The sequence below is a fragment of the Hoeflea sp. AS60 genome (assembly GCF_038900115.1).
GTDB lineage: Bacteria > Pseudomonadota > Alphaproteobacteria > Rhizobiales > Rhizobiaceae > Hoeflea.
Genome location: NZ_JBBMQP010000001.1, coordinates 1,694,718 through 1,721,324 on the forward strand (window position 1 = coordinate 1,694,718; position 26,607 = coordinate 1,721,324).

Genomic DNA, 26,607 nt, shown 5'->3' on the forward strand with positions numbered 1-26,607 from the left:
ACCCTCTACCCCCGCGCCCACCGCCGCATCCGCATGTCCCGCACCTGGCTCACCACCAGTGCCACGATGAAAAATCCGGTCATCATCAGCACCATGGTGGGCGCCGGTTCGCTGTCGATGTGGTAGCTGGCGAAAATGCCGATCAGCGCGCTCAGGATCACGGATCCCACAGCCACGATCAGCATGCCGGCGAAGGTGCGGGCGACGAGGAAGGCGATCGCGCCCGGCGCCACCAAGAGCGCGATCGACAGGATGATGCCGACGGCCTTGAGGCTGGCGACGATCATCAGGGCGATGGCGGTCAGCAGACCGTAATGCAGCCAGCCAGTGCGAAGCCCGATGGCGCGGGCATGCATGCCGTCGAATGCCTGGGCGACGAGATCGCGCCATTTGATCAGCAGGAACCCGCCGCAGAGTGCTGCCAGCAACGCGGTGGCGCCGATGTCGGACCAGCTGACGCCGAGCATGTCGCCGAACAGGATATGATCGAGATGCAGGCTGGAGCGGACGCTGACATGCAGCACGATGCCGAGGCCAAACATGCCGGAAAACACGATGCCCATTACCGTGTCTTCCTTGACCCGGCTGTTGGCGTTGAGCCAGCCGGTGGCAACCGCGCAGAACAGGCCAGCAGCGAAGGCGCCGATCACCAGCGGCAGGCCGGCGATATAGGCCATGACGATGCCGGGCAGCACGGCGTGGCTCATGGCGTCGCCCAGAAGCGACCAGCCCTTGAGCACCATCAGGGAACTCATGGCGGCCATCGGCATGGCGATCAGAAGCGTGATCAGAAACGCCTTCTGCATATAGGCGAAGCGGAACGGGTCGATGAGGAAATCGATGAGACCGTCCATCACGCGGGCCCCGTCTCGGGGCTGGCGTTGCGGACTTTTGCGCGCTGGGCCAGAAGCCCGTGGCGGGGCGCAAAGACAAAAGCCAGAAGGAACAGCCCAGTCTGCAGCATGATCACCACGCCCCCGGTCGCGCCATCGAGGAAGTAGCTGAGATAAACCCCGACGAACGACGTGATCGAGCCTATCGCCACGGCAATGACGATCAGCTTCGGAAACCGGTCGGTCAAGAGATAGGCGGTGGCGCCGGGTGTCACCACAAGGGCGATCACCAGAAACGCGCCAACGGTCTGCATCGCGGCTACGGTGGAGGCGGCGAGCAGCGTGAAGAACACGACCTTCAGCGCTGTGGCGCGGATGCCGATGGCGCGGGCATGGCTTTCATCGAAGAACACCAGCATCAGGTCTTTCCAGATCACCGACAGCACAACGAGGGTGACCACGCCGATGATGATCAGTTGCGTGGTGTCGGCCGGCGTGATTGCCAGCACATTGCCAAGAACGATGGTCTGCACATTGATCGGCGTTGGCGAGATCGACACCATGAACAGCCCGAGCGCAAAGAACGAGACAAAGATCATGCCGATGATTGCGTCTTCGCGAAGCCGGGTGCGTGAGCGGATGGCAAGCATGGCGGCAGCCGCAAGACCGCCCGCGAGAAACGCGCCCGCTGCAAACGGAAGACCCAGCATATAGGCGCCGGCGACGCCGGGCACGATCGAATGCGAGAGCGCGTCGCCGATCAGCGACCAGCCCTTGAGCATCAGGTAGCACGACAGGAATGCGCAGATCGCCCCGGTCAGCGCCGAGACCCACATGGCGTTGACCATGTAGCCATAGGAGAAGGGTTCGAGCAGCAGGCTCATGTGGCCTTGTCCTTGGTCACATCCTTGTCTTTGGCAGACCCTTTGGCCTTGCTAGCCTTGCGCTCGGTTTCGCCGTAGATGACGAAAGGCCGTTCGTCGTCGGTCAGAACGGTGACCTGCCGGCGGTCGTCATCATCATGCAGATCCTGCCCGCCCAGAACGAAGTGCCTGAGCACACCGCCAAAGGCCTTCTGCAGGTTCTTCTGGGTGAAGACTTCGCTGGTCGGTCCTTCCGCCAGGATGCTGCGATTGATCAGCACCGCCCGGTCGCAGAATTCCGGTACACTGCCGAGATTGTGGGTCGAGACCAGCATCACCCGGCCTTCCGCGCGCAGGTCCTTCAGCAGTTCGATGATCTGCTGCTCGGTGGTCACATCAACGCCGGTGAAGGGCTCATCAAGCAGGATGACCTGGCCTTCCTGGGCCAGCGCACGGGCGAGGAACACACGCTTCTTCTGCCCGCCCGACAATTCGCCGATCTGGCGCTTGCGGAATTCGGTCATGCCAACCCGCTCGAGCGCATCGTTGACGGCCACGCGGTCCTGCGGGCGGGTCATGCGCAGGAAATTCATGTGGCCGTAACGGCCCATCAGAACGACATCCTCGACCAGAACAGGAAACGACCAGTCGATCTCCTCGCTTTGGGGCACATAGGCCACCAGATTGCGGCGAAGCGCTTCCTTGACGTTCATGCCCATGATGCTGATCTGGCCGCTCGCCAGCGGAACAAAGCCCATCAGCGACTTGAAAAGGGTCGACTTGCCGCTGCCGTTGATCCCGACAAGAGCGGTGATCGAGCCGCGCGGCACGGAGAACGCCGCGCCATCAAGCGCCCGGTTGCCATTGCGGTAGATCACCGAAACGTCCGTGACCTCAAGGCCGGTCGCTTCGGCAGTCTGGTTCTCAGCGGATGCGGTGGTGCTCATGGTTGTGCCGTCAGGCCAGTGACAATGGTTTCCGACGTCACCCGGAGAAGATCCAGATAGGTCGGCACCGGACCGTCGGGCGTCGACAGCGAGTCCACATAAAGTACGCCGCCATAGGCGATGTCTGTCTCGCGCGCCACCTGCTCAGCGGGCTTGGGCGAAACCGTGCTTTCGGAGAATATCACCGGAATGTTGTTGTCACGGATCAGGTCGATGATGCGGCGCACCTGTTGCGGCGAGCCCTGGCTGTCGGCGTTGATCGCCCAGATGGAGGCTTCCTTGAGGCCGAAATCCCTGGCCAGATAGGAAAACGCGGCTTCGCTCGTCACCAGCCAGCGCTTCTCTTCTGGTAGTGCTGCGATTGCTGCGCGGATCGGCGCGAAGGTGGAAGCGATTTCCGCCTTGTAGGCCTCGCCATTGGCGGCGTAGGCACCGGCATTCTCCGGATCGGTCTCCGACAGGGCGGTCACGATATTGTCGATATAGATGATCGCATTGCCGGGCGACATCCAGGCATGTGGGTTGGCCCGGCCTTCATAGGCGCCCTCGCCAATCATGATCGGCTCGACACCATCCGACAGCGTATAGGCTTTGATATTGCCGAGATTTTCAAGATAGCGCTCGAACCAGGTCTCGAGCCCGAGACCGTTCCACAAGACCACATCGGCGCCAAGCCCGCGCTTGATGTCGCCAGGCGTCGGCCGGAACATGTGGATCTCGGCGCCCTCGCGGGTGATCGAGACAACCTCGGCATGCTCGCCCGCAATATTGCGGGCCATGTCGGCGAAAACAGTAAAAGACGTCAGAACCTTGATCTGCGCCAGGGCCGGTGACGCCGGACCAAGGCAGAGTGCGAAGAAAAGTCCCAGAACTGCGAAAAGACGCATGAATGCTTCCTGCGAATGGTTTGCAAGAAGCAATCTATGCGGATTGCGAGCGTTGTCAACGTTTTTGCAAATCATTCGCAAGAACGGGGATGGGCAGTATCAGTTGCGCGGCCGGAACCGCGCGCGGGCGCGGGATCTTCCGGTGACGAATGCCTGGAGTGGTGCACGATTTGGTTTTGCCGCCGGGCAAATTGCGAAGGAAAGTGGTCTTCTCGGGTCCGGCGTTCAGGCTCAGGCTGTGCCGAGGCGGGCGTTGCGATCAATCAGATATTTGTCGAACAGCGGCAGGCTGGCGGCCCCCAGCGCGCGGGCGAGATGGCCCACTGTTCCCGGCAGGAGCTTTGGCACGTCGAGCCCGCGAAGGTCATAGGTCCTGATCTCAGCCCGCGTTGCCGCAACTATCTTTTCCCTGATCTCGGCCGGCAACCCGCCATCAATGACAACATGCTCGAAATCGATGATCGATGCGGCCGAGACAATGGCCTGCGCCAGGCCGCGGGAAAGGATTGCGACCCATTCGTCGGCGAGAGCTTCGAAACCGGTCCACTTATCCGGGCTGTTCCAGAGGGGCGAGGGATCCCGGCCGGCAGCTCTGAGCATGCGCTCGAGCAGCATGATCGAGGCCCGTTCGATCAATTGCACCGGCTTGCCGTCTGTTCCGGAAACGGGCAGCGGGCCAAGTGCACCGGCATTGCCCGTTCGCCCCGAATAGACGCTGCCATTGAGCACAACGCCGCCGCCGATGAAGGTGCCGACATAAAAATACAGATAATCGCTCAGACCCGGATGGGTGCCGAACACCAGTTCCGCCGCGCAGGCCGCGGTCGCGTCGTTCTGCAGGTAGACCGGCATGTTGCAGACGCTGGCAAGTTCCGCCCTGAGGTCGCAACTGCGCCACAGATCCATTTCCTCGCGCGGCGCGCCTGCCTGCTCGGTCCAGTCCCACAGCTGGAACGGCGTGGCGATGCCCAGTCCGGCCACGCGGTCACGCAAATTCGCGGGCAGCCCCTGGATGATCTCCTCGATGCCGTCACGGACAAAGGCGATGATCTGCGGCGGTGTCGGCCATGGATAGCTTTTGCGCAGTGTGGCCTTCGGTTCGCCAAGGAAATTGATCAGGATGAGTTCGGCGCTGCGGCGACCAACCTTAAGCCCGATGAAGAAAGCCCCGTCGGGATTGATCGAGAGTGGAACGGACGGCTGGCCCACCTTGCCGCGGATCGGTTCGCCCTTGACGATCAGATCTTCAGCCTCGAGCTCGCGCATGATAACCGAGCCGGTTTGGGCTGAAAGGCCGGTCATGCGGGCAATATCGGTCTTGGCCAGCTTGCCGTGCGTATAGACAAGGCTGAGGACGAGCCTCTGGTTATAGGCACGCAAACCGCTCTGGTTCGATCCACGCATCGAATGGCTCACGGGGCCGTTGCGGTCGTTGCCGGTCTTCGCATCTTGCGGCACCTGTCAGTGTCCTCCCGAATTCGTTGTCAATGCAACGATCTTCCAACGCGGATGTTCCTTAGCAAAACAATGTTAGAAAGACGATACCCAGTCAATAGCTAAATAAGAATGAATTATTAATTGACAGGTGAACATGTTTTGTGCTTTTTTAGCGATGACGCGGAGAACAGGCTGGAGGAATTCCGGTTCGCCGCGCATGCAGACTGACCTGCAAGACAAATCCCGGGAGGATCATATGAAGTCGATTTCCACATTAAAGACCGCGTTGCTTGCCGCTGCCGCATTGGGCGCAATGGCCACCGCACCTGCCTACGCCGCCAGCCACAGCATTGGCGCTTGCCTGATCACCAAGACCGACACTAACCCGTTCTTCGTCAAGATGAAGGAAGGCGCCGAAGCAAAGGCCGCCGAACTCGGCGTCAATCTGAAATCCTATGCCGGCAAGATTGACGGCGATCATGAGTCCCAGGTTGCAGCCATCGAAACCTGCATCGCCGATGGCGCAAAGGGTATTCTCATCACCGCGTCGGACACGTCCTCAATCGTTTCTGCCGTCAAGCAGGCTCGTGATGCCGGCCTCGTGGTGATCGCGCTTGATACACCGCTTGACCCCATCGATGCCGCTGATGCGACGTTCGCCACCGACAACTTTCTTGCGGGCGAACTGATCGGCAAATGGGCTGCAGCTTCGCTTGGTGCAGAAGCGGCCAATGCCAAGATTGGCATGCTCGACCTCGCCGTCAGCCAGCCGACCGTCGGCGTGCTACGCGACCAGGGCTTCCTCACCGGTTTTGGTATCGACATCAAGGATCCTGCCAAGTGGGGTGACGAAGATGATCCCCGCATCGTCGGCCATGACGTTACCGCAGGCAACGAGGAAGGCGGACGCAAGGCGATGGAAAATCTTCTCGCCAGTGATCCGATGATCAACGTGGTTTACACCATCAACGAGCCTGCTGCTGCCGGCGCCTATGAGGCGCTCAAATCCATTGGCCGTGAAAACGACGTGCTGATCGTTTCCGTTGACGGCGGCTGCCCGGGCGTTGCCAATGTCAAGGATGGCGTCATCGGTGCCACCTCGCAGCAGTACCCGCTTTTGATGGCCTCCAAGGGCATCGAGGCCATTGCGGCGTGGGCCAAGGACGGCACCAAGCCAGCCCCGACCGACGGCAAGGATTTCTTCGACACTGGCGTGGCGCTTGTCACTGACAAGCCTGCTGAAGGCGTCGAGTCGATATCGGTTGCTGAAGGCATGGACAAGTGCTGGGGTTGATTGCCCGCTTCTATCGGTAAACAGTGGTGGGGCGGCTTAAGGCCGCCTCATTGCAAAGCACGTGCCTTGCCTTGGGCAAGGCTGCAAATCCATGCCGTGTGACGTTGGGGAGGAACCATGTCCAATACGCAGGAATTCGAAAAGGCCGCAGCCACAAGTCCGACTGCTGTCGCAGCTTTCGCAACCCATGACACAGGCGTGGTCAAACGCATACAGCATGCCTTGCACCAGACACCCTGGCTGGTGCCGGCCACCGTGCTGGTTGGCTCGATCCTTGTCTTCGGATTGCTGCTTGGGCAGAAATTCTTCTCGCCCTTCGCACTTACCCTGATTTTGCAGCAGGTTCAGATCGTCGGCATACTGGGCGCCGCCCAGTCTCTGGTGATCCTGACCGCAGGTATCGATCTTTCGGTCGGCGCGATCATGGTGCTGTCCTCTGTCGTCATGGGATTGTTCTCGTTCCGCTACGGCCTGCCGACAGAAATAGCCATTCTCGCTGGTATCGCCTGCGGAACATTCTGCGGCTACATCAATGGCTTTCTCATCGCCGTGATGAAGCTGCCACCCTTCATTGTGACGCTGGGCATGTGGCAGATCGTGCTTGCCACCAACTTTCTTTATTCCGCCAACGAGACCATCCGCGCCCAGGACATCGCCAATGATGCGCCGCTGTTGCAGTTCTTCGGCGAAAAATTTGCCATCGGGGGCGCCGTCTTTACCTATGGCGCGATCTTCATGGTGCTGCTGGTTCTGTTCCTGGCCTATGTTCTCAAGCAGACGGCCTGGGGACGACATGTCTATGCGGTCGGAGATGATCCGGAGGCGGCAGAACTGGCCGGCGTCCAGGTCAAACGGACCCTCATCTCGGTCTACATGCTCTCTGGCCTGATCTGCGCCTTTGCAGGCTGGGCCCTGATTGGCCGTATTGGTTCGGTTTCGCCGACATCCGGCCAGCTTGGCAATATTGAATCCATCACCGCCGTGGTGATCGGCGGCATATCATTGTTTGGTGGTCGTGGCTCGATCATGGGCATGCTGTTCGGCGCGCTGATCGTTGGCGTCTTCTCGCTTGGCCTGAGGCTGCTTGGCGCAGACGCGCAGTGGACCTACCTGCTCATCGGTGTTCTCATCATTGCCGCCGTTAGCGTGGACCAATGGATCAGAAAGGTATCAGTCTGATGGAACCTATCCTCAAAGGACGTAATCTCGTTAAACGCTATGGCCGCGTGGTGGCACTCGACAATTGCGATTTCGACCTTCACCACGGCGAAATCCTGGCTGTCATAGGCGACAACGGTGCCGGCAAGTCGACGCTCATCAAGGCTGTCTCGGGTGCTGTTACTCCGGACTCAGGCAAGATCTGGCTCGAGGGCAAGGAAATCAAGTTCCAGACGCCGCTCGACGGCCGCCATGCCGGCATCGAAACCGTCTACCAGACGCTTGCCATGTCTCCGGCACTGTCGATCACCGACAACCTGTTCATGGGGCGCGAACTGCGCAAGCCAGGGTTCCTGGGTTCGGTGATGCGACAGCTTGATCACAAGGCAATGGACGAGTTCGCCCGCGAGAAACTCAACGAGCTCGGTCTGATGACGATCCAGAACATCAACCAGGCGGTCGAGACCCTGTCCGGCGGGCAGCGCCAGGGCGTTGCCGTGGCACGCGCCGCAGCATTTGGGTCCAAGGTCATCATTCTTGACGAGCCGACCGCGGCTCTCGGTGTCAAGGAAAGCCGTCGCGTGCTGGAACTGATCCTCGACGTCCGTTCGCGCGGCATTCCCATCATCCTGATCTCGCACAACATGCCGCATGTCTTCGAGGTGGCCGACCGGATCCATGTCCATCGGCTGGGCAAGCGGCTGTGCGTGATCAATCCGAAGGATTACACAATGTCGGATGCCGTCGCTTTCATGACCGGAGCCATGGAGCCGCCGCAGGAAGCGGTGGCTGCCTGACATAGACCATGAAACGTCAGGCCAACGCGGCGCGCATAGCGGATCAGGCAATCGAAAGGGCAGGGGCAAGCCAGCGTTTCATTATCGCGCTGGCTGGCCCGCCGGGCGTTGGTAAGTCAGCGCTTTCCCAAGCGCTGGTGACGGAATTCAATATCCGTCGACAGGGTGCGGCGATCGTTCCGATGGACGGGTTTCATCTCGACAATGCGGTGCTTGAGGCGCGAGGAGCCCTGTCGCGGAAGGGTGCGCCTTTCACCTTCGATGCGGACGGTTATGCGGCATTGCTGGCGCGGCTTCGCACTGAACCCGATCGCGATATCGCTGTCCCGGTGTTTGACCGTTCGCTTGATCTGTCACGTGCCGGTGGCCGTATCATAACGCCTGAGCACCGTTTTCTGATTGCCGAGGGCAACTACCTTCTGCTGGATGATCCGGTCTGGGCGCCGATGGCAGACCTGTTCGACCTGTCCGTGATGCTGACAGCGGGTCTGGATGAGCTGCGGCAGCGTTTGACCGATCGCTGGCTTGAATACGGCCTTGATCCGGAACAGGCGCTTGCGCGCGCGCTTTTAAATGACATCCCGAATGCCGAGCTTGTTGTGGGCAGTTCTGCCAAGGCGGAGATGGAGGTCTCAACCGGAACCTGAGGTCTGGCAACTGCCAAGCACCTTCACCTCTGCGGGGAGATGGTGGATAGGACGTCCGTAATTATCCGGTTTTACTGCAATCGACAAAAAAAGCCCCGGTGCTTTCACACCGGGGCTCCTTTGTATCAGTTCAACTGAAACCTATTCGATTTCAGCGTACTTGCCATCGGACCAGCGATAGAAGACGTAACCAGGAAGCGAAACGTCGCCCTTGGCGTCGAACTTCAGGTCGCCGAGAACGGTGCTGAAGTCGCCCGAGTTGAGAGCGCCACGAACGGCGTCATAGTCGGTCGAACCGGCACTCTTGACGGCTTCTGCGTAGGCCTGGATGGCTGCGTAGGTGTAGAGCACGTAGCCTTCAGTGGTCTTGCCTGCGTCCTGCAGCGCCTTGACGACGGCAGCAGCGCCTTCGCGCTTGGTCGGATCTGGCGAGAAGGTCATCAGCGTGCCTTCGCCGGCATCGCCGGTGATTGCCCAGTACTCGTCAGTGACCAGTGCGTCGCCCGAAACCAGAACAGTGGACATGCCCTGTTCCTTCATCTGGCGAGCCATCAGGCCAGCCTCTGTGTGGTAACCACCGACATAGAGAACGTCGATGCCTTCCTGCTTCATCTTGGAAACAAGCGCCGAGTAGTCCTTTTCACCAGCGGTGTAGGCTTCGTACATGGCAGGCTTGCCGCCGCCAGCTTCATACGAACCCATGGTCGCATCTGCGAGACCCTTGCCGTAGGCGGTCTTGTCATGAACGAAAGCGACCTTCTTGTCGGCAAAGTTCTTGAGCAGGTAAGCAGCTGCGGTTTCGCCCTGCTGGTCGTCACGACCGCAAACGCGGTAGGTGCCGCCGTCAGCGCCGCCCGGACGTTCGTCGGTGAACTTCGGGTTGGTCGAGGCAGGCGAGATCTGGATGATGCCTTCATCCGAGTACACAGCCGATGCGGGGATCGAGGAGCCCGAGCAGAAGTGACCTGCCACGAACACCACGCCGCTGCCAGCGAACTGGTTGGCGACAGCAACAGCCTGCTTCGGATCGCAAGCATCATCACCGATTTCAAGCTTCAGCATTTCGCCGTTCACGCCGCCAGCGGCGTTGATGTCGGCAACTGCCTGCTCGGCACCGGTTTTCATCTGTTCCCCGAAGGATGCATATTGGCCAGTCATCGGACCTGCGGTTGCGATGACGATTTCAGCCGAAGCTGAAGACATGGCGAAGCCAAGGGCTGCACCTGCCAAAAGGATCTTCTTCATATTATCTCCCAGCAACGCCTGTTCGTTTCCTATCACCGGTGCCGCAGGCGCTGTCAGTGTTCGGCGCCGGTGTGGGGGGCTTATGCCCCGTGTGCAACCATCTAAGCGGATATTTTCTAAGAAATACAGACCTTTTAGATGGTGATTCAAACCATTTTGCTGAGCGGTTAATTGCTCTTTTGTCGCCAGTTCAACGGTCCTGAACGCGTGAATGCGAAACTGTACTGTGTTGCAATCTGTCCGGCGCGCGTGAAACGCATGCCCAGAAATGCAAAGATCAGGATGACGATAAAGTCTACCACGAAATAGTAGCCCGACAGCAACGTCCCGTTGAACAGCGCGAAGTGGATGAAGCGCACCGCCAGTCCCAGGATCACCATGTACCAGGCGAGCTGCAGCGGCGTACGCCAGGTCTGGGCAACCGCCCGGCCAGTCATCCACGCCGTTCCTCCACCCAGGATCATCGTGACGAAGATGAACTCAGCGATCGAGACTTCCCACAAGAGGCCGTTTTCCATGTCTTACCCCTGTTTAGTGAGCTCCGCCTTCAAGATAGGCGGCGCGAACTTCATCGCGTTTGAGCAATTCGGCGCCGGTGCCGGACATGGTGATGTTGCCATTCACCATCACATAGCCCCGGTGCGCCAGCTTGAGCGCGTGGAATGCATTCTGCTCAACAAGGAACACGGTCAGTCCCTCGTTGGAGTTGAGTTCCTTGATGATCTCGAAGATCTGCTTGACGATCAATGGAGCCAGACCGAGTGACGGCTCATCGAGCAGCAAGAGCTTCGGCCGGCTCATCAGAGCCCGACCGATCGCCAGCATCTGCTGCTCTCCGCCCGAAAGCGTCCCGCCGCGCTGGCCTGCACGCTCCCTGAGCCGCGGAAACAGATCGTAGACGCGCTTCAAATCATCTTCGAAATGCTTGTCGTCGACCAGTTGCGCCCCCATCTGGAGATTTTCAATCACGGTCATGCGGCCGAAAATGCGGCGGCCTTCCGGCGATTGGGCAATCCCCATGCGGATGATTTCGTGTGTCGGCATACGCGAAATATCCTGGCCGTCGAAAACAATCTCGCCGGTGCGGGCACGCGGGCTGCCGCAGATTGTCATCATCAGGGTCGACTTGCCTGCGCCATTGGCGCCGATCAGCGTCACGATCTCGCCCTTTTTCACGTCGACATCGACGCCGCGCAGCGCGACGATCTTGCCGTAATAGGTTTCGACGCCGCGAATGGTAAGAAGGTTCTGGTCGTCGCTCATGACTGGCCTCCTTCACCGTTCTGCGTGTCGATGCTTTCCTCGACTGCGGCAACTTCATCTTCATCAACGCCGAGATAGGCCGAAATCACCTTCGGATCATTCTTCACATGGCTGGCATTGCCGTCGGAGATTTTCTGACCGTAATCCAGAACGATCACATGGTCCGAGATCTCCATGACCACGCCCATGTCATGCTCGATGAGAAGGATCGAGGTGCCGTGATCCTTGCGGATATACTGCAGAAGATCGTTGAGCTCCGTGGATTCCCGCGGGTTCAGACCGGCTGCCGGCTCATCAAGGCAGAGCAGGTGTGGCCGTGTGCACATCGCACGCGCAATCTCGAGACGCCGCTGGTCACCGTAAGGCAAATCCGCAGCCGGATCGTCGGCCCGTTCGATCAGGCCGGTCTTCTCCAGCCAGTAGGCGGCAAAGTCGATGGCTTCGGCCCGCGCCTTCTTGTAACCCGGCAGGTTGAAGATGCCGCCAACCGTCATCATCGAGGCGATCATCAACGGATTGTGCTGCGCCACCAAAAGGTTTTCCAGCGCGGTCATTCCGCCGAACAGACGGATGTTCTGGAAGGTGCGGGCAACCTTGGCGCGCTTGGAGATTTCGAAATCCGGCATGCGCTCGAGCAGGAACACCCGATCGTCGCCATCATCGTTGAACTGGCGTCCGGTGCGCGTCAGCGCCTCGATCTTTTCGGACTGAAAGCTCTTGCCGTGGCGCATGACGATGCGGCCTTCGGTGGGTTTGTAAAACCCTGTGACGCAGTTGAACACCGTCGTCTTGCCGGCGCCGTTGGGGCCGATCAGGGCGGTAATGTCGCCGCGCCCGACATTGAAGCTCAGATCGTTGACGGCAACCAGGCCGCCAAAACGCATGGTCAGATGCTCGACTGACAGCACGACATTGTCGTCCCAGCTCTGCATGGAGGTCGTTTTCATTGCGGTTTCCATCAGTGGCCCTCACCTTGAGCGACCATGTCCGAGCTGATCTTCTTGCGTTCCTTGTAGACCGCGGAAGGGTTGCGGCTGGAAATGATGCCGCGCGGCTTCCACACCATGATGAGCACCATGGCCAGGCCGAAAATCAGCATGCGGTATTGTGTGGGTTCGAAATCCGGCCCGAAGATCTCCTTCAGGAAGCCGAGGTTTCGCAGCACCTCGATACCGCCGATCATCACCACCGAAGCGATGACCACGCCGATCTGGGATCCCAGACCGCCAAGCACCACGATCGCCAGAATGATCGCCGATTCAAGAAAGGTGAAGCTTTCCGGCGAGATGAACCCCTGCCGCGTTGCGAAGAAGGAGCCCGCGAAACCGGCAAACATCGCGCCGATCGAAAAGGCTGTCAGCTTGGTGTTGGTTGTGTTGATCCCGAGCGACCGGCAAGCGATTTCATCCTCACGCAAGGCCTCCCAGGCGCGACCGATCGGCAGCTTGCGCAAGCGCAGCGTGACGAAGTTGGTGATCAGCGCCAGTCCCAGGATGATGTAATAGAGGTAGATGAAGCGGTGGATCGAATCGTAATCGAGGCCGAAGAAATCGGCAAAGCCGCCCTTGCGTTCGAATTCGAGGCCGAAGAAGCTGGGCTTCGGAATGCCCGAGATCCCATCCGGTCCACCGGTGAACTCATACCAGTTGAGCAGCACCACGCGGATAATTTCCCCGAAAGCCAGTGTCACGATGGCAAGATAGTCACCGCGCAGACGCAAGACAGGAAAGCCCAGAATGACACCCCAGGTCGCAGCCAGCAGACCGGCCAGCGGCAGCGCCGTCCAGAAACCGATATCGAGATACTGGGCCAGCAGAGCGAACGAATAGGCACCGACCGCGTAGAAGGCTACGTAGCCCAGATCAAGCAGGCCGGCGAGCCCGACCACAACGTTCAAGCCCCAGCCAAGCATGACATAGGTCATGATCAGGATCGCCAGATCGATGAACTGGCGATCACGGCTGGGAAACAGATACATCAGCAGAAACGGCAAGACCGCTGCCACAGCCAGCAGGAACGGTCCAAGGAAACGGCCGATAACCGTGAGCAACCCCGCAGGCAGCGCGACGCTCATTCCACTTGTTACCGGCTTGTTTGCCTTGAAGATGAACAGGTTGAGAAGCAACCGGACACCGAAGACAATTGCTATCGCGGCAAACCACAGGCCCCACCGGTAGGTGAGATCGAGGCCGCCGGTACCGATGTCGGTGCGCAGGGCCAGGAAGAAGAAGCCGAGGACGGCGACGAGGACTGCGGCTACCGCCGCGTCCTTGAGGGATTCGGCCATAAGGCCGGAATTCGGAGCGGCGCTCATTAGACTTTCTCGACTTCAGGTTTGCCCAGCAGTCCCGACGGCATGAAGATCAGGACGATGACCAGGATGGAGAAGGCCGCAACGTCCTTGTATTCAACCGAAAAGTAGCCCGACCAGAACACTTCGATAAGACCGATCAGCAGGCCGCCGAGCATGGCGCCCGGGAGCGAGCCGATGCCGCCAAGAACGGCTGCGGTGAAGGCTTTCACGCCGGCAAGGAAGCCGATGTAGAAATCGATCACGCCGTAGAGCAGCAGGAACATGAAGCCCGCAACTGCAGCAAGGGCTGCGCCCATGACGAAGGTCAGCGAGATGGTGCGGTCGACATTGACGCCGAGCAGGGCTGCCATCTTCTGGTCCTGCTCGCAGGCGCGCTGAGAGCGGCCGAGCGAGGTTTTGGAGATCAGCAGCGAGAAGCCGATCATCAGGGCCAGTGTTGTGGCGATGATGATCATCTGCATGTAGGAGAGCTGAACTGCAATTGTGCCGTTTTCGGTGACACCTTCGATGAGCGTAACGCCGCCCTGGATCTGCGGCGGCAGCGGCTTGACCCGTGCGCCTTGCGTGATCTGGACAAAATTCTGCAACACGATCGACATGCCGATGGCAGTGATCAGCGGCGCCAGCCGGAAAGATCCGCGCAATGGCCTGTAGGCCAGCCGCTCCACCGTCCAGCCCCAGGCGGAGGTGAAAAGCATCGAGACAAGAAGCGTGATGAAGAGGATCAGCGGCAACGCTGAAATTCCAAGTGCCACCAGCGCCAGGAAAGTCGCGAGCGCGATGAACGAACCAACCATGAAGATGTCACCATGGGCAAAGTTGATCATGCCGATGATGCCATAGACCATGGTGTAGCCGATGGCGATAAGCCCATAAATGGAGCCCAGTGTGAGCCCATTGATAAGCTGTTGCAGAAAATATTCCATGAGGTAGCTGTCCCTCTCGTCTTTTTATGGGGGGTGCTTTCATTGCACCCTCTTGGTCCCTTGAGACTCTATAGCGTGTTTTTCAACAGCGAGAATAGGAAAAGTTGGTGCAGCATGGATTTTCAGGTGTTCAATCGATTTGGAAGCGAATGAACAGTGAAATCCACGGCCTTCCGCGTCTTCACGCCGCGATGGTGGTGGATGCAACGCGATGGTTTCCTGCAGTGCGTTCAAATGACGTGGCGCGCCCGAACAGATAGCGCGGCACGATCAACTCTGTCTTATCGATTCGACCGTTGAACCTGAGCGCTCAAGGGCCCTTGGGCATGAAATCCTTCGCCGCTTGGCTTGTTGTCGGCAATGCTTCAGGGTTTGATCACGTATCCGCCTGGCGCATTTGCCCAGGGAAAGCGCTTGACTGGCAGCGATTCCCCTCTTTTCGCGGCGAACTCGTCCCAGGCCTTGGTTTCTCCTGGCCATTTACTTGTGGCATACTCATCGAGGATCAGAACGCCTCCGGGGACTAACCGATCCCAGCAATTCTCGAGGATTGCATAAGTGGGTTCATAGATGTCCACGTCGATGTTGATCAGGCAGAAGCGGGCTTCGGCATTGGCGCCAAGCCACTCAGGCAGGCTTTCGACGATATTGCCAATGATGATGCTGCCACGGTTGGCGGGAATGACCGAATCCTGGTTGTGAAGTTCGAGAAGAAGCTTGAATTCCTCAAGGAAGGAACTTGCGCTCAGACCTCCGGTTTTTTTCTCCACAGAGGTGTCTTCGTCACCGTCTTGCTGTGACAATTCCGGGAACCCCCCAAAAGTGTCGAAGCCAAACACCTTCTTGTGTGTCGCCGTGGGCGTTAGGGTTTCAATGAACTTGTGCCAGGTGAAGTAGGAGCGTCCAAAATAGACGCCAAAATCAATATAGTGACCGGGCAGGTCCATGGTCAGCTTGAACAGCTCATAGTGTGCGAGTTGTCGAATGAAGCTTCTTCGGCTCGCGTAGACCGGAACCAGATCAAGGTAGTGACGCAAGTCGTGCGGGTACTTGTCGGTTATTGTCTTCAGTTTCTCAAAAAATGAATCTTCACCGCTGGAGGGGTAGAAAAACATATCTTCGGGAGGATTCATTTTTGCGTGGTCCTTGCTTTCGAGCGTTATCTCGAGTTGGGGAGATCATGAAGAGGGTGGGGCAATCTCAATTCTGGAGATTGAGGCTTCCGAACGTGCGGGCCCCAATCTCCCGGTTTGTCAGTACAGCCTGCCCTCTAGCAGATGAACCGGAAACATCATGGTGTCGAGAATGCCGTAGAATTCCGCTGCGGATTCCGCGTTGCCGATACCCATGTCAAATCGAAGTTCATTGTTGTGAAACCCGACAAAGTTCGGAATGTCGGTGCGGAATTTGTACTTCGGGTCAAATGCCGCAAGTGCGTCTTTGCCGCGCCATTGAACAATTGCCTGCCGATAGGCATCTTTGCGGGCTTCGAAGAGTTTGCGATCGGACTGGCTTTCGCAGTCATGCGCACAGGCCTTGATGAAATTGTCTTCCCATGCCGTGATTTCGATACCCTGCTCCTGCTTGAAGGCTTCGATCACATGGCCAATCTGAGCGGTGATCCCGAGTTCGATGGGGAAGGGAAAATTCGCTGCTTCGATCTTTCCATCCATTTCCCTTAGGAAGGTTTCAATCACGGTACGCGCTGATTTTTCGTCCCGCAGTCCCATCGTGTTTGACGCCTTGCAAGCTCCGAATACCGACATTGGGCGTTCAAAATAGACAAAGCTGTTGGCGACCATCAACGTCCGGCAGATATTGTCGTAATCGACAATGGGATGTCCAAAATACTGACCCGAAAACGTGTCGCGGATGTCCTCAAGCAGGGTGCGCTTGACCGCGCCGTGGTAGACGCCGAAGGGACAATTCGGCCGGTCAACCGCGTCTTCCCAGAAGAACAGCTTTCGGATCATGTCTTCCTTCTTGATCCTCATCAGATGATTGCCGTTCGACATCTTGGTGGTTTCTGGGCCGCTGCGTGCTTCCGGCCAGATGAAATGCAGCCGTCCCCATGTCAGCGCATCCGCATCGGGCACGACCTTCTTGGTAACCCGGATCACTTCGCAAAGTTCGGGGTCAAGATAGTCGTCGTCGCCGATGAAACTGACCCATTCACCCGATGTTTCCCGAACGATCCGCTCCCAGTTCGCCCGCATCGACAAGACCTTGTCCACAGGTGCCAGCAGCTTGAGCCTTGGGTCGGCGCAGTTTTCGACAAACTCTGCCAGCGGTGCGGCGTCATCGGAATTGTCAGCCACAACCACTTCGAAGTCGTCTCGTTCGGAAGACAGCATTTCCCTTACCGCCGACATCGCATAGATCTGTCGATTGCGGGTAGGGATGCAGATTGAAAGCAACGTCATGCCGCAAACGCCTGTCTTGCTGAAACCAGATACTTGACGGGCAGCAGGAAGGATTCAGCAAAGTGATAGAATTCGGCAGGCGTCTTGATCTTCGGAAGCCCGCTCTCACGGATATACAGATATCCCCGGTGCACTCCGGTAAGCTCGTTTTGTGATTTTGCCGGAGTGAAGTGTTCAGGCGGATTGAAATGGGAAGCCCATGCGCCGTCCTCGAATGCCGCAAAACCCCGTTTCAATCCTTCGACCTTGATCCGGTATTCCTCAACCGTTCGCGACGTCAGGCATTCCTGCAGTGCTGAGTGAGCAAAATTCTCCTGGAACCCTTCATTTTCGACGCCGTACTTGCGGCAGAACCACCAGGTTGCTGCTGCAATCGACGAAATGATGGCGAGCCCGGGGAGCTTGGGCGAGAACGGAAAATCGTGCCCCTGAACCTGCTGGTCGTCGCCCAGCTCGCGATAGAAATCGTCAACCAGCTTCTGCATGACTTCAAATGACTGGGTGCTGGCCGAATTGGAGGCAGCGCAAGCCCCAAGAACCGAAAACGGGCGCTGACAGTAAATCATCGCCTTGGCTTCGATTATGACCTTGCAGATATTGTCAAAATCAACGGTCGGATGCTCGAAATAGCGATTGCTGAATTTTCGCTTGATCCGCTCCATCAGCGAGCGGCGGACCGCGCCATGGTAGATACCGAACCCGCCAGCAGGGCGTTTTTCCCGTTGGCTCCAGCGATACAATTGATCACGCAGGATCTTCCTGTCGGGAACATTGGTGCCGTGGCCAACCGGCACTGCGGCGAGTGTTGTAATCCTGCGGTTGTCGGGCCAGTTGAAGTTCAGACGAGCCCAACCCACCACTTCAAGATCTGGTTGGTCGCGTTCATACCGGCGAATCAACTGAAGCACGCTGGCGTCAATATGGTCATCGTCGCCGATCATGCAGACCCAGCGGCCCCGGACCTCGGTCATTGCGCGCTCCCAGTTGTCGATCATCGAGAGAGCGGTGTCAGCCGGAGGCAAAAGCCTGAATCGGCTATCATTCAACTGGGTGCGAAAGTAATCGCCAAGAACCGTGGCATCGTCTGAATTGTCTGCAACAATCACTTCGAAATCGGTTTCTTTCGACTCCGAAATGGCCTTGATGGCTTCGATGCAATAGCTTTGCCTGTTTCGCGTCGGAATACAGATCGTCAAGTACACCAAAGTTGAAGCCCCTGTGTGACACCAAATGCCAATATTAGAATACAGAAATTAGCTTGTGTGACGCTGACCCGGCATCGCTGACACTTGTGGTCGCAAAGTAGTGAAAATGGTGCTTTAAGCTGCTGAAGCTGACATTGTGTCGTAACTAAGCCCTTCCATGTATTGGTCAAACCGCAGGTGCCGCTCAGGCCCTCGGTGAAAGATCCAGATCAGGATAGTAGGCCTTGAAATGGGCCAGACTGCCTTTGGATGCCGCTTGTCCCATCTGCGAACAGGAATCCGTGTCGCCGGGTCCACCTTGCATGGCTTCATACCAGTGCCTCGGCGTGGGCCCCAATGCCCCGGCAAAATCGGGCGTCCGCTTGGGCTTAAGCATCGCTGCCTGCCACAGTGCGCGGAAGGCAGCGATTGACCGGTCCGGCGTTTTCAGCTCGAGAACCTCTGCGCGCGCATTATCGCCCATCCGGCGCACCTCGCCCGGGTGGGCAAGCATCCAGTTCAGCAGTTGGGCGGCGTGATCGAGCGAAGTGGCAACCAGGCCCGTTTCACCATCGCGCACGATCTCCAGTTCACAGGGATTGGCAAATACCAGTGGTGCGCATCCCAGTGACATCGCCTCCACAAGCGCGTTCTCCGCCGTACCGAAATGGAACGGCTGCAGCAGGTAGAGAAACACCGAAGTCTGCGAAAGCGCGGCAAGCGGATCCTTTGTATGACCGCGCAATTGAAAGCGGTCGGGATGTGTCATCGATGCGATCGCGTCACGCACCGGGCTGCATGCTGCAACGTCGCCCCAGACATTGACCACAACGTCATTGTGTTCAAGCCGGTCGATGACGTCCATCATAGCCGGACTCATCTTGGTGAACTCGACGGTGCCAAGATAGCTGACGCCAATTTTCTCGCGGTCCGAAGCTGCGCTGGTGCCTGCATGGCAAAATCCGCTGTTGACGACGTGTGTTCTCTCAAGCTTGCCGGCGGTCAACCCGGAAAGGTTGGGGGCCCGCCTCGAGCAGGCTGACGTGAACACGAAGTGGTCAGCAGCTTCGACCAGGCCTTCGGGAATGAACGGTGCGTTGATACCCGAGACATGGCTCCAGAAAACCGATCGCATCGCAGGCAGCGGCGCGCCAGCCAGAAGCCCGCACATCAACGGGTGGTTCCACCATTCAAACTGCACAATATCGGTAGCGGCCATCAGTTCGTGGATCTGTTGCTGATCCCGGGCAATCGTGACTGTCGCGCCGGTCTCGCGGATTTCATCGGCATATCGGCGATCGCGCGGTTCTTCTAGAAGCACGTACTCGCGTTCGGCAGCTTGCCGATCCGCCTCGCACAAGGCGGCATGCGCCTTGCCCACACCCCCGCCCAGATGGGGGGCGATGTGGACAATCTTCATTCGGCAGCGATGATCGATGCGACGCGTTTGGCACCAGGCGCGGTGACGTCAGGATCGAGTTTCACCATCTCGCGGAACCGTTCCAGCAGCATCGGGCGATAAGGGTCGATATTGTCGGGCAGGCAATGGCTCAACTGGCCACAACTGCCGCAGGTTCCATTCTCGCAACGGCGGCCCTCCAGATGCTGCAGCCTGAGCGCGTTCATCTTGTCGGAGTTCCAGACCTGTTTGATTGACTGCGCCTTGACGTCGCCGATGATCAGATCGCGCGACCAGTCAAGGAAGCAGGAGCTGACCAGGCCATCCGGGTTCACCGACATGCTGTAGAAAATGTAGGGGCAGGTTTCCGTGTTGCTGACGTCCTGCTGGTAGATGCCCTTTTCGATCTTCACGCCGGTGTGCTTCTCGATGTCGAATTCGGGCCAGCAGGGTGCGAAATTCTCGACAAAGATCCGGTCGCAATGGTCGCCAAATGTGTCGAAGAACAATTCCCGTTCACCTGGCTGCAGTAGTTCGCCGGGAATCTTGATCGAGATTTCCATATCGCCCTTGTTGGCGTAGACCCATTTGACGTTGTCGACAAAGCCGGCAAAATCGAAATTGAACTTGGTGAAACGCTGGTAGGTGTCCTTGGTCATGCCGTCGACGGAAATGTTGATCTTGTCGAGGCCGGCTTCAATGACGGGTCCCATTCTTTCGGGCGTCAGGAATGTGCCGTTCGTGGTCGTGTCGATATAGTCGACATGGCCGCTCTGCTTGGCATAGGCGATCATGTCTGCCAGACGCTTGTTCAGAAACGGTTCGCCATCCTTGTAAAGCCGCAAGACCTTGATCGGCTTGCCGAACTCTCCGAGATCGTCGATGATCTTGGTGAAAAGGTCATACTTCATTGCGCCCTGGAACCGGCCGGTGTCGGCAATCATGTCCCGGTGTCCGGTGGGGCAGAAGGTGCATTTGAAATTGCACGCGCTTGAAGGATCCACGAACACCACGAAGGGGGTCTCAAGCGGAATGACTGTTTCAAGCGCGGTCCTGTCTTCGAGATTGATCCGCGGTTTCAGCTGAGCTTTCATGACCGTGCGTCCCTTTTTGACCCTTCAACGACAAAATTTGGCACGCCAACAACCGCAGAAGGATCAAGCGGATGCGGGGCGCGGGTACCGAACTCGAGCAAGTCGCGCCGCCCATACCGGTCAGCGATAGATTCGGCGAACTGACGAATACTTACAGGACGACCAGAACAAATGTTGATTGCTCCAACCTGACCAGTATCGATGACGTCGGCGATCCGGGCGCCGGCGATGGTGACATCCATGTAGTCACGCAACTGGGTTCCTGGTCCCAGTCGCGCCTTCTCGCCGGCTTCAAGGCAGCGATTGAGGTAGGGATAAAGTCGGTTTTCATTTTCGCCCTCGCCGAAAAGGTAAAACAGGCGGCACCAGGAAAATTGCACATCGGTGGATTTGAACAGCTCGTCCAGAATCTCGAACAGGGCCAGCTTGCATGCTCCGTAGATGGTGGAAGGTGCGGTCGGGGCGTTAACATCAAGCCGGTCGGAAGGCAGGGCATACTCCATGCAGGTTCCAACTCCGACAAACTGTTGCACGCCCGCCCGCAAAGCGCCTTGTGCCATTCTGAAGCTGCCAGATACGCAGGCTGCGTTCCGCTCTGAATCGAGATAGTCGGCCGGGTTAACATACCAGGCGGCATGGATGACCGCGTCCGCCCCGTTGCAGCTCATTTCCCACCAGTCCGTGGATTGGGTGAACAGGTCCTCGCATTCCAGGATCGTGGCTTCAGGAAACATGCTCGCCAGCCGGCTTGCTGCTTCTGGTCGCGCTACAAGCCGAACGCCGTGGCCGTTTCTGACAAGCTGGTTGACGATCTGCGCACCGACAAAGCCGCTCCCGCCGGTCACAAGTACCACGCTCAAGGCAAGGCCCGGAAAAGCTCTGGTGTATTAACTGTCGCCACTAGACTTGTCCTGTCAGGCAAATGTGATTCTCGCACGCAGTGTTGCACAAGGGAAGCGGTCCAAAAATGATGAAAACTTCCCCCTCAGCTTCTGGGCAACGCGCGGGGTACGCTGATGCGGGGTCGGTTTACCCGTCACGCTGGTTTGATCGTGTTCCCAGCCTGTTTGAAGCACACGTGCTCTTGCAGGAACTTGCAGATCAGGCCTGTCTCGCGTCTCCCGTCGCTCCCGCCGGTCCGCTGGTGATATATGGAGCCGGTACTTTTGGCCGGATGGCGCTGGATTTCCTCAGCGACGTCGGCGTCGAACCAGCATTGGTGGTTGACGCCCGGGCTGACCAGATCCGGCACGTCGATGCCTGGAAGGGGATTGATGTAAGGGCGCCGCACGAGGTTCCCGAGCAGATCAAAGCCGAGGCGTTGCTTGCCGTCAGCATCGTCACAAGCCCGGTATCGCCGCTGATGCAGGAGCTGCAAAACCAGGGTTGGCAGAACGTCGTGCCTTTTTACGATGTGGCCGAGAGCTACCGACCATCCCATCCGCTGTCCAATGGCTGGTTTGCCGAACCGTTGCAGCCGGCGGATATGGTTGGCATCACGGAATGTCTTGATGCATGGGGGGATGATCTTTCCCGGGCCCACCACCTGAGTTTCCTTGCCTGGCGGCTTGCCCGCCAGGAGTGGCACTTCGATGGCGTATCGATCGACAATTCCAACCGGTTCTTCATACCCGAGGTTGTCGACGCGCTGAAAGACGGCGATCTTTTTCTCGACGGCGGCGCACACCACGGCAGCGTGTCAAAGGCATTTCTGGCGGCAGGCGCTCAGGAAAGCCGCATCGTTGCGTTTGAGCCTGACCAGGCCAATGCCGATCAGTTCGAAGTCTGGCACGCAAGCCTGCGTGAGCCGGTGCGCACGCGCGTTGAGCTGCGGCGCGTTGCGCTGGATGCGATATCACGGGACCGAAAATTCCATGGTGGCCTCGGGTTCATGTCCCAGCTCACCGGTGATGGCCCTCAGAGCATCGTGACCCAAACCATAGACATGGCGAACCTCGACCCCGGATTTGTCAAACTGCATCTGGAAGGCGGCGAGCTTGACGCACTCAAGGGCGGTCTTGAGACGTTTTCCAGAAGCCGGCCTGTCATTGCGGTGACCGTTTATCACAATGCGGATGGTGTCTGGCGCACGGCCTGCTGGCTGCGTCATAACTTGCACAATTATTGTCTCTTGATGCGCGTGCATAGCTGGTGCGGTACCGGCGCTGTCATCTACGCGCTCCCGAAGGAACGGATGCCCGAAGATATCGCGTGATGCTGAGGGATCGGGTTTACACGCATGAAGCGGGCGAGAAGGCAGAAAATTGGCCGTAAGTGAGGACAGATGAGCAAGCAGGAAGATGACGGCAGCCAGGTGAAAAAGCTTGATCAGAGCCTCATGGGAAGCAGAAGATCTGTCATCATGGCGGCGCTGTCGCGCAAGGCTTTCGCCACCAGTATCAAGGCGCTTGAAATCGGTGTCTGGTACGGCACCGGGTCGACAAATATCTGGCTTGATAATTTCATGCCCGGCTCGGATGTCGTGCTGGTGGATGCCTGGCGGCCTTATGCATCAAGTGCAGATGTCTTGATCGACGAATTCGGTGCGGCCAATTGGGACTATGCCAAAATGGATAGTCTGTCCTCGGAAGCCTTTCTGTCTGCCTTTCTCAATGTTCGAAAATTTGAGAATGAGCAAGATGACAAGAATGTATCGCTGATACGTGGAAAGTCGTCATCAATACTCCCGCTGCTGAAAGATGATTCGTTCGATTTCATTTATATCGACGCCGATCACAAATACGAATCCGTAAAGAGCGATATCGTCAATGCGAAAAGGTTGATCAGCAAGAAGTATGGAATTATTTGCGGAGACGATCTTGAGAAACAGCCGACCCATGAGCTGGTGGAGCTCGCAAAAAAGTACAAGGAACGAGACTATATAAAGGGTGAATATGGTTTTCACCCGGGCGTATGTCTCGCAATATTCGAGGAATTCGAGGCGGTAAACATGGTGGATGGGTTCTGGTGGGTGGTCTGCAGGAATGATGAATTTTCAACAAGTGACATCACGCCCGAGGATTTGCTCGCTGAATGACGCATCCGGTACATCGTATTGCTTCGCCAAAACCGCACGAGTAAGCCTCGCGCATCGGAACGTGTCCAACTCAAGGAAAAATCAGTGAGCCAGGAAACTGAATTCGCCGCCTATGTACAAAACAATATAGATTCCGCGGCCAATGATCCCGGTTTTGTTGGTCTCTCCCAGGTCTGGGTGCGCGAAAGCATCCGCTATAAATACGCATACAATTTCACCTGGCTTGGTCGCCCGATCATCCAGGTTCCCCAGGACACCTACGCCTACCAGGAACTCATCTGGAATTACCGGCCCGACCTGATCATCGAGACCGGCATCGCCCATGGTGGTTCTCTTGTGATGAGCGCCTCGATGCTGGCCATGCTCGATTATTGTGATGCCGTAGCGGCCGGTACCGTCCTTGATCCAAAGGCGAGCCGTCGCAAGGTTGTCGGCATCGATATCGACATCCGCCCGCACAACCGCGCCGGGATCATGGCCCATCCGATGCAGCACAAGATCCAGATGATCGAGGGATCGGCGATCGACAAGGCGATTGTCGATGAAGTCCACGCGATCGCAAAAGACTACGATAGGGTGATGGTGTTTCTCGATTCCAACCACACCCATGATCACGTGCTCGCGGAACTGCACGCCTACGCACCGCTGGTCTCGCAGGGTTCCTATTGCGTGGTCTGGGACAGCGGTGTGGAAGACCTGCCGGCGGACATGTGTGCTGACCGGCCGTGGGGCAAGGGCGACAACCCGAAGACAGCGGTGCATGCCTATCTTGCCGATCAGGAGAATGCCAACCGGTCCGGCACTGACGGCAAGCCACTGAAGTTCGAGATCGATAGCCTGATGCAGGCCAAGCTGATGATCTCGGCCGCGTCTGACGGCTTCCTGAAACGGATCTGACCGCGCACTCAGCTGTTGCGGCATGTCGTCGGAGCCGCACTTCAGTCTTGTGGCAACAGGGGCTGGATTTTCCGGTCGGGACCTGATCGATTGCGCCCGATTGAGGTGAGATTCCGGAGAGCATGATGAAGATCAAGGATGTCCAGACTTTTGTGGTTGCCAACCCGCCGCCGCAGACCGGCGGACGTTACTTCCTGTTTGTGAAACTGGTGACCGATGGCGGTGTCGTCGGGTACGGCGAAGCCTATGACGCGGCCTTCGATCCGCATCTGACCGCCAAGCTGATGGAAGACGTCGCCGCGCGCTATCTCGTGGGCCGCGATCCCCATGACATCGAGAATTTCTTCCGGCTCTGCTATTCCTCGGGCTTCTCGCAACGCCCGGACATGACCATGATGGCGTGCTGTTCGGCGCTTGAAATGGCCTGCTGGGATATAATCGGCAAGGAAGCGGGCCAGCCGGTGCACAAATTGCTCGGCGGGCGGGTGCATGAGGGCCTTCGCTCCTACACCTATCTCTATCCGGCGACCGGCAGCGCAGATCCGCTCTCCACCGACAGCCCCAAGAACGTGTACAACGACCCCGAGCTTGCAGCTGCTGCCGCAATCGAAGCCGTTCGCCAAGGCTTTACCGCGGTCAAGTTTGATCCGGCCGGCCCCTACCGTGTGCAGGGCGGGCACCAGCCGCTATTGACTGACATCGATCTGTCAGCCCGCATGGTCAAGGCTGTGCGCGAGGCCATTGGCACCAAGGCCGATATCCTGTTCGGCACCCACGGCCAGTTTACCGCAGCCGGCGCCATCCGCATGGCCCGCGCCATCGAAGCCGCCGATCCATTATGGTTTGAAGAGCCCGTGCCGCCCGACCAGATTGCTGCGATGGCGGAAGTTGCGCGGGCGACATCGATCCCGGTTGCCACCGGCGAACGCCTGGTCACCAAGCACGAATTCGCCCGCGTCATCGAAGCGCGGGCAGCAGCCATCCTGCAACCCAATCTTGGGCGCTCTGGTGGACTGCTCGAAACCAAGAAGATCGCCGGCATGGCAGAAGCCTTCGGCATCCAGATCGCGCCGCATTGCTATTGCGGGCCGCTGGTCGCCGCTGCCAACATCCAGCTTGCCGCCACGTTGCCGAACTTCCTGGTGCTTGAATCGATCAAGACCTGGGACGGGTTCTACGCCGAGGTGCTCAAGAAGAAGATCGAATGGGAGGATGGCTACGTCATCCCGTCAGACGAACCCGGCCTTGGTGTCGAGCTCGACGAGGCGGTCTGCGAGGCCAACCCCTGGGGCGGCGACATGCTGCATCTGGAAATGACCCGCGAGCCGATCCGGTTCTGATCCGCCCAGTCAGGGAAGAAAAGGGCAGGGCAGTGTCAGCTGATGCTGCCCTGGTCCCACTCGGGATCGTCAAAACTCTGGATTTCGACGCGGTAGCCGTCGGGCGAATGAAACAGCGAGCTGTAGACGCCAAACTCTTCGCTATGCTCCGGACCGCTGACATAGGTCACGCCCTTGGCTTCGAGGAAATCGCGCCAGCCGTCGACATCGGGTGACACGATGGTCAGCGTCACGCCGGCCGTCCCCTGCGGACGGTCCGGCAGGTTGCAGACGCCGATATAGCTCATTGGTGTCAGCCGGTAGATGTGGCAGGCGCCCTGATCGACCACGAAATCCAGTTCCATCACCTCGCGCAGGAAGCGCGAGCCGCGCTCCAGATCGCTGGTATAGGTGAAAACGATGGAATGGCTGATCGGTGGTCGGCTCATGGCGGGCTCCTGCAAATGATGTGGGCAAATTGCCCGCACCGCCGTGATTCGGGCAAGGGACATTTCGGCTTTGCACAGGCACGATCAAGGCTTGGCTTGACCTTGGCGTAGCAGATCGGGCAAACCGCTGCGCAACACCGGGGCCGCGGTCCTGATAGAGAGATGAAATCCAAAGGCCCAGTCGAAAGGCCTAG

General features: G+C 58.2%; 26 protein-coding genes. 8 read left to right on the top strand and 18 right to left on the bottom strand.

Annotated features, from left to right (window positions below):
* Nucleotides 1-5 precede the first annotated feature (5 nt).
* The 5 genes from WNZ14_RS07795 to WNZ14_RS07815 form a co-directional block, all read right to left on the bottom strand.
* Complete coding sequence (locus tag WNZ14_RS07795) at nt 6-854, bottom strand: metal ABC transporter permease (protein ID WP_342868006.1); 849 nt, start codon at nt 852-854, stop codon at nt 6-8.
* On the bottom strand, nt 854-1,717 hold the full coding sequence (locus tag WNZ14_RS07800; RefSeq protein ID WP_342868007.1) for a metal ABC transporter permease: 864 nt from the start codon (nt 1,715-1,717) through the stop codon (nt 854-856). The genes WNZ14_RS07795 and WNZ14_RS07800 overlap by 1 nt, the downstream gene beginning before the upstream one ends.
* Nucleotides 1,714-2,643: a manganese/iron ABC transporter ATP-binding protein gene (locus WNZ14_RS07805; RefSeq protein ID WP_342868008.1), complete on the bottom strand. Its 930-nt coding sequence runs from the start codon at nt 2,641-2,643 to the stop codon at nt 1,714-1,716. Before WNZ14_RS07805 ends, WNZ14_RS07800 begins: the two co-directional genes overlap by 4 nt.
* The gene (locus WNZ14_RS07810) at nt 2,640-3,530 is read right to left on the bottom strand and encodes a metal ABC transporter substrate-binding protein (protein WP_342868009.1); all 891 of its coding nucleotides are present in this window, start codon (nt 3,528-3,530) and stop codon (nt 2,640-2,642) included. Before WNZ14_RS07810 ends, WNZ14_RS07805 begins: the two co-directional genes overlap by 4 nt.
* A 231-nt stretch (nt 3,531-3,761) precedes the next feature.
* Nucleotides 3,762-4,934 carry an ROK family transcriptional regulator gene (locus tag WNZ14_RS07815; RefSeq protein ID WP_342868537.1) on the bottom strand — a complete coding sequence of 391 codons (1,173 nt, stop codon included), beginning with the start codon at nt 4,932-4,934 and terminating at the stop codon, nt 3,762-3,764.
* Between the two features lie 289 nt (nt 4,935-5,223).
* Between WNZ14_RS07815 and WNZ14_RS07820 the strand changes: the two genes are divergently transcribed.
* From WNZ14_RS07820 to WNZ14_RS07835, 4 genes are all read left to right on the top strand, one after another.
* Nucleotides 5,224-6,261, top strand: coding sequence for a sugar ABC transporter substrate-binding protein (locus WNZ14_RS07820; RefSeq protein ID WP_342868010.1), 1,038 nt, complete (start codon nt 5,224-5,226; stop codon nt 6,259-6,261).
* A gap of 117 nt (nt 6,262-6,378) precedes the next feature.
* Nucleotides 6,379-7,440 carry an ABC transporter permease gene (locus tag WNZ14_RS07825; RefSeq protein ID WP_342868011.1) on the top strand — a complete coding sequence of 354 codons (1,062 nt, stop codon included), beginning with the start codon at nt 6,379-6,381 and terminating at the stop codon, nt 7,438-7,440.
* Nucleotides 7,440-8,216 carry an ATP-binding cassette domain-containing protein gene (locus WNZ14_RS07830; RefSeq protein ID WP_342868012.1) on the top strand — a complete coding sequence of 259 codons (777 nt, stop codon included), beginning with the start codon at nt 7,440-7,442 and terminating at the stop codon, nt 8,214-8,216. The genes WNZ14_RS07825 and WNZ14_RS07830 overlap by 1 nt, the downstream gene beginning before the upstream one ends.
* Before the next feature lie 8 nt (nt 8,217-8,224).
* Nucleotides 8,225-8,863, top strand: coding sequence for a nucleoside/nucleotide kinase family protein (locus tag WNZ14_RS07835; protein WP_342868013.1), 639 nt, complete (start codon nt 8,225-8,227; stop codon nt 8,861-8,863).
* Between the two features lie 141 nt (nt 8,864-9,004).
* Here the strand turns inward: WNZ14_RS07835 and WNZ14_RS07840 are convergent, their stop codons facing one another.
* The 12 genes from WNZ14_RS07840 to WNZ14_RS07895 all read right to left on the bottom strand — a co-directional run bounded on the left by WNZ14_RS07840 (nt 9,005) and on the right by WNZ14_RS07895 (nt 21,565).
* On the bottom strand, nt 9,005-10,108 hold the full coding sequence (locus WNZ14_RS07840; RefSeq protein ID WP_342868014.1) for a branched-chain amino acid ABC transporter substrate-binding protein: 1,104 nt from the start codon (nt 10,106-10,108) through the stop codon (nt 9,005-9,007).
* Between the two features lie 167 nt (nt 10,109-10,275).
* Nucleotides 10,276-10,626, bottom strand: coding sequence for a DUF6867 family protein (locus tag WNZ14_RS07845; RefSeq protein ID WP_342868015.1), 351 nt, complete (start codon nt 10,624-10,626; stop codon nt 10,276-10,278).
* A gap of 13 nt (nt 10,627-10,639) precedes the next feature.
* Complete coding sequence (locus WNZ14_RS07850; protein ID WP_342868016.1) at nt 10,640-11,371, bottom strand: ABC transporter ATP-binding protein; 732 nt, start codon at nt 11,369-11,371, stop codon at nt 10,640-10,642.
* Nucleotides 11,368-12,303, bottom strand: coding sequence for an ABC transporter ATP-binding protein (locus WNZ14_RS07855; protein ID WP_342868538.1), 936 nt, complete (start codon nt 12,301-12,303; stop codon nt 11,368-11,370). Before WNZ14_RS07855 ends, WNZ14_RS07850 begins: the two co-directional genes overlap by 4 nt.
* Nucleotides 12,304-12,329: 26 nt before the next feature.
* On the bottom strand, nt 12,330-13,685 hold the full coding sequence (gene livM, locus WNZ14_RS07860; protein ID WP_342868017.1) for a high-affinity branched-chain amino acid ABC transporter permease LivM: 1,356 nt from the start codon (nt 13,683-13,685) through the stop codon (nt 12,330-12,332).
* Nucleotides 13,685-14,611, bottom strand: a complete 927-nt coding sequence (locus tag WNZ14_RS07865; RefSeq protein ID WP_342868018.1) for a branched-chain amino acid ABC transporter permease LivH — start codon at nt 14,609-14,611, stop codon at nt 13,685-13,687. Before WNZ14_RS07865 ends, livM begins: the two co-directional genes overlap by 1 nt.
* A gap of 365 nt (nt 14,612-14,976) precedes the next feature.
* Complete coding sequence (locus tag WNZ14_RS07870; protein WP_342868019.1) at nt 14,977-15,744, bottom strand: TylF/MycF/NovP-related O-methyltransferase; 768 nt, start codon at nt 15,742-15,744, stop codon at nt 14,977-14,979.
* A gap of 120 nt (nt 15,745-15,864) precedes the next feature.
* On the bottom strand, nt 15,865-17,034 hold the full coding sequence (locus tag WNZ14_RS07875) for a glycosyltransferase family 2 protein (RefSeq protein WP_342868020.1): 1,170 nt from the start codon (nt 17,032-17,034) through the stop codon (nt 15,865-15,867).
* Complete coding sequence (locus WNZ14_RS07880) at nt 17,031-18,236, bottom strand: glycosyltransferase (RefSeq protein WP_342868021.1); 1,206 nt, start codon at nt 18,234-18,236, stop codon at nt 17,031-17,033. Before WNZ14_RS07880 ends, WNZ14_RS07875 begins: the two co-directional genes overlap by 4 nt.
* 187 nt (nt 18,237-18,423) lie before the next feature.
* Complete coding sequence (locus WNZ14_RS07885; protein ID WP_342868022.1) at nt 18,424-19,638, bottom strand: glycosyltransferase; 1,215 nt, start codon at nt 19,636-19,638, stop codon at nt 18,424-18,426.
* Nucleotides 19,635-20,711 carry a radical SAM protein gene (locus WNZ14_RS07890; protein WP_342868023.1) on the bottom strand — a complete coding sequence of 359 codons (1,077 nt, stop codon included), beginning with the start codon at nt 20,709-20,711 and terminating at the stop codon, nt 19,635-19,637. The genes WNZ14_RS07885 and WNZ14_RS07890 overlap by 4 nt, the downstream gene beginning before the upstream one ends.
* Nucleotides 20,708-21,565 carry an NAD(P)-dependent oxidoreductase gene (locus WNZ14_RS07895; RefSeq protein ID WP_342868539.1) on the bottom strand — a complete coding sequence of 286 codons (858 nt, stop codon included), beginning with the start codon at nt 21,563-21,565 and terminating at the stop codon, nt 20,708-20,710. Before WNZ14_RS07895 ends, WNZ14_RS07890 begins: the two co-directional genes overlap by 4 nt.
* A gap of 113 nt (nt 21,566-21,678) precedes the next feature.
* On the opposite strand from WNZ14_RS07895, the gene WNZ14_RS07900 reads away from it, so the two are divergent.
* From WNZ14_RS07900 to WNZ14_RS07915, 4 genes are all read left to right on the top strand, one after another.
* Nucleotides 21,679-22,926 (top strand): FkbM family methyltransferase, encoded by a 1,248-nt coding sequence (locus tag WNZ14_RS07900; protein WP_342868024.1) that lies wholly within the window; start codon nt 21,679-21,681, stop codon nt 22,924-22,926.
* Nucleotides 22,927-22,995: 69 nt separating this feature from the next.
* Nucleotides 22,996-23,748, top strand: coding sequence for a class I SAM-dependent methyltransferase (locus tag WNZ14_RS07905; RefSeq protein WP_342868025.1), 753 nt, complete (start codon nt 22,996-22,998; stop codon nt 23,746-23,748).
* A 126-nt stretch (nt 23,749-23,874) separates the two neighbouring features.
* On the top strand, nt 23,875-24,645 hold the full coding sequence (locus tag WNZ14_RS07910) for a cephalosporin hydroxylase family protein (RefSeq protein WP_342868540.1): 771 nt from the start codon (nt 23,875-23,877) through the stop codon (nt 24,643-24,645).
* A 125-nt stretch (nt 24,646-24,770) separates the two neighbouring features.
* Nucleotides 24,771-25,985, top strand: coding sequence for a mandelate racemase/muconate lactonizing enzyme family protein (locus WNZ14_RS07915; protein ID WP_342868026.1), 1,215 nt, complete (start codon nt 24,771-24,773; stop codon nt 25,983-25,985).
* Between the two features lie 35 nt (nt 25,986-26,020).
* Here the strand turns inward: WNZ14_RS07915 and WNZ14_RS07920 are convergent, their stop codons facing one another.
* On the bottom strand, nt 26,021-26,413 hold the full coding sequence (locus WNZ14_RS07920) for a VOC family protein (protein WP_342868027.1): 393 nt from the start codon (nt 26,411-26,413) through the stop codon (nt 26,021-26,023).
* Between the last annotated feature and the right edge of the window lie 194 nt (nt 26,414-26,607).

Excerpts from the sequence above, each read along its gene's own strand:
- WNZ14_RS07875 (WP_342868020.1), bottom strand. The coding sequence starts at position 17,034 with ATGACGTTGCTTTCAATCTGCATCCCTACCCGCAATCGACAGATCTAT.
- WNZ14_RS07810 (WP_342868009.1), bottom strand. The coding sequence starts at position 3,530 with ATGCGTCTTTTCGCAGTTCTGGGACTTTTCTTCGCACTCTGCCTTGGT.
- WNZ14_RS07815 (WP_342868537.1), bottom strand. The coding sequence starts at position 4,934 with ATGCGTGGATCGAACCAGAGCGGTTTGCGTGCCTATAACCAGAGGCTC.
- livM (WP_342868017.1), bottom strand. The coding sequence starts at position 13,685 with ATGAGCGCCGCTCCGAATTCCGGCCTTATGGCCGAATCCCTCAAGGAC.
- WNZ14_RS07820 (WP_342868010.1), top strand. The coding sequence starts at position 5,224 with ATGAAGTCGATTTCCACATTAAAGACCGCGTTGCTTGCCGCTGCCGCA.
- WNZ14_RS07805 (WP_342868008.1), bottom strand. The coding sequence starts at position 2,643 with ATGAGCACCACCGCATCCGCTGAGAACCAGACTGCCGAAGCGACCGGC.
- WNZ14_RS07855 (WP_342868538.1), bottom strand. The coding sequence starts at position 12,303 with ATGCAGAGCTGGGACGACAATGTCGTGCTGTCAGTCGAGCATCTGACC.
- WNZ14_RS07915 (WP_342868026.1), top strand. The coding sequence starts at position 24,771 with ATGAAGATCAAGGATGTCCAGACTTTTGTGGTTGCCAACCCGCCGCCG.
- WNZ14_RS07825 (WP_342868011.1), top strand. The coding sequence starts at position 6,379 with ATGTCCAATACGCAGGAATTCGAAAAGGCCGCAGCCACAAGTCCGACT.
- WNZ14_RS07800 (WP_342868007.1), bottom strand. The coding sequence starts at position 1,717 with ATGAGCCTGCTGCTCGAACCCTTCTCCTATGGCTACATGGTCAACGCC.
- WNZ14_RS07830 (WP_342868012.1), top strand. The coding sequence starts at position 7,440 with ATGGAACCTATCCTCAAAGGACGTAATCTCGTTAAACGCTATGGCCGC.
- WNZ14_RS07885 (WP_342868022.1), bottom strand. The coding sequence starts at position 19,638 with ATGAAGATTGTCCACATCGCCCCCCATCTGGGCGGGGGTGTGGGCAAG.
- WNZ14_RS07890 (WP_342868023.1), bottom strand. The coding sequence starts at position 20,711 with ATGAAAGCTCAGCTGAAACCGCGGATCAATCTCGAAGACAGGACCGCG.
- WNZ14_RS07900 (WP_342868024.1), top strand. The coding sequence starts at position 21,679 with ATGATGAAAACTTCCCCCTCAGCTTCTGGGCAACGCGCGGGGTACGCT.
- WNZ14_RS07870 (WP_342868019.1), bottom strand. The coding sequence starts at position 15,744 with ATGAATCCTCCCGAAGATATGTTTTTCTACCCCTCCAGCGGTGAAGAT.
- WNZ14_RS07920 (WP_342868027.1), bottom strand. The coding sequence starts at position 26,413 with ATGAGCCGACCACCGATCAGCCATTCCATCGTTTTCACCTATACCAGC.
- WNZ14_RS07840 (WP_342868014.1), bottom strand. The coding sequence starts at position 10,108 with ATGAAGAAGATCCTTTTGGCAGGTGCAGCCCTTGGCTTCGCCATGTCT.
- WNZ14_RS07865 (WP_342868018.1), bottom strand. The coding sequence starts at position 14,611 with ATGGAATATTTTCTGCAACAGCTTATCAATGGGCTCACACTGGGCTCC.
- WNZ14_RS07835 (WP_342868013.1), top strand. The coding sequence starts at position 8,225 with ATGAAACGTCAGGCCAACGCGGCGCGCATAGCGGATCAGGCAATCGAA.
- WNZ14_RS07795 (WP_342868006.1), bottom strand. The coding sequence starts at position 854 with ATGGACGGTCTCATCGATTTCCTCATCGACCCGTTCCGCTTCGCCTAT.
- WNZ14_RS07905 (WP_342868025.1), top strand. The coding sequence starts at position 22,996 with ATGAGCAAGCAGGAAGATGACGGCAGCCAGGTGAAAAAGCTTGATCAG.
- WNZ14_RS07850 (WP_342868016.1), bottom strand. The coding sequence starts at position 11,371 with ATGAGCGACGACCAGAACCTTCTTACCATTCGCGGCGTCGAAACCTAT.
- WNZ14_RS07845 (WP_342868015.1), bottom strand. The coding sequence starts at position 10,626 with ATGGAAAACGGCCTCTTGTGGGAAGTCTCGATCGCTGAGTTCATCTTC.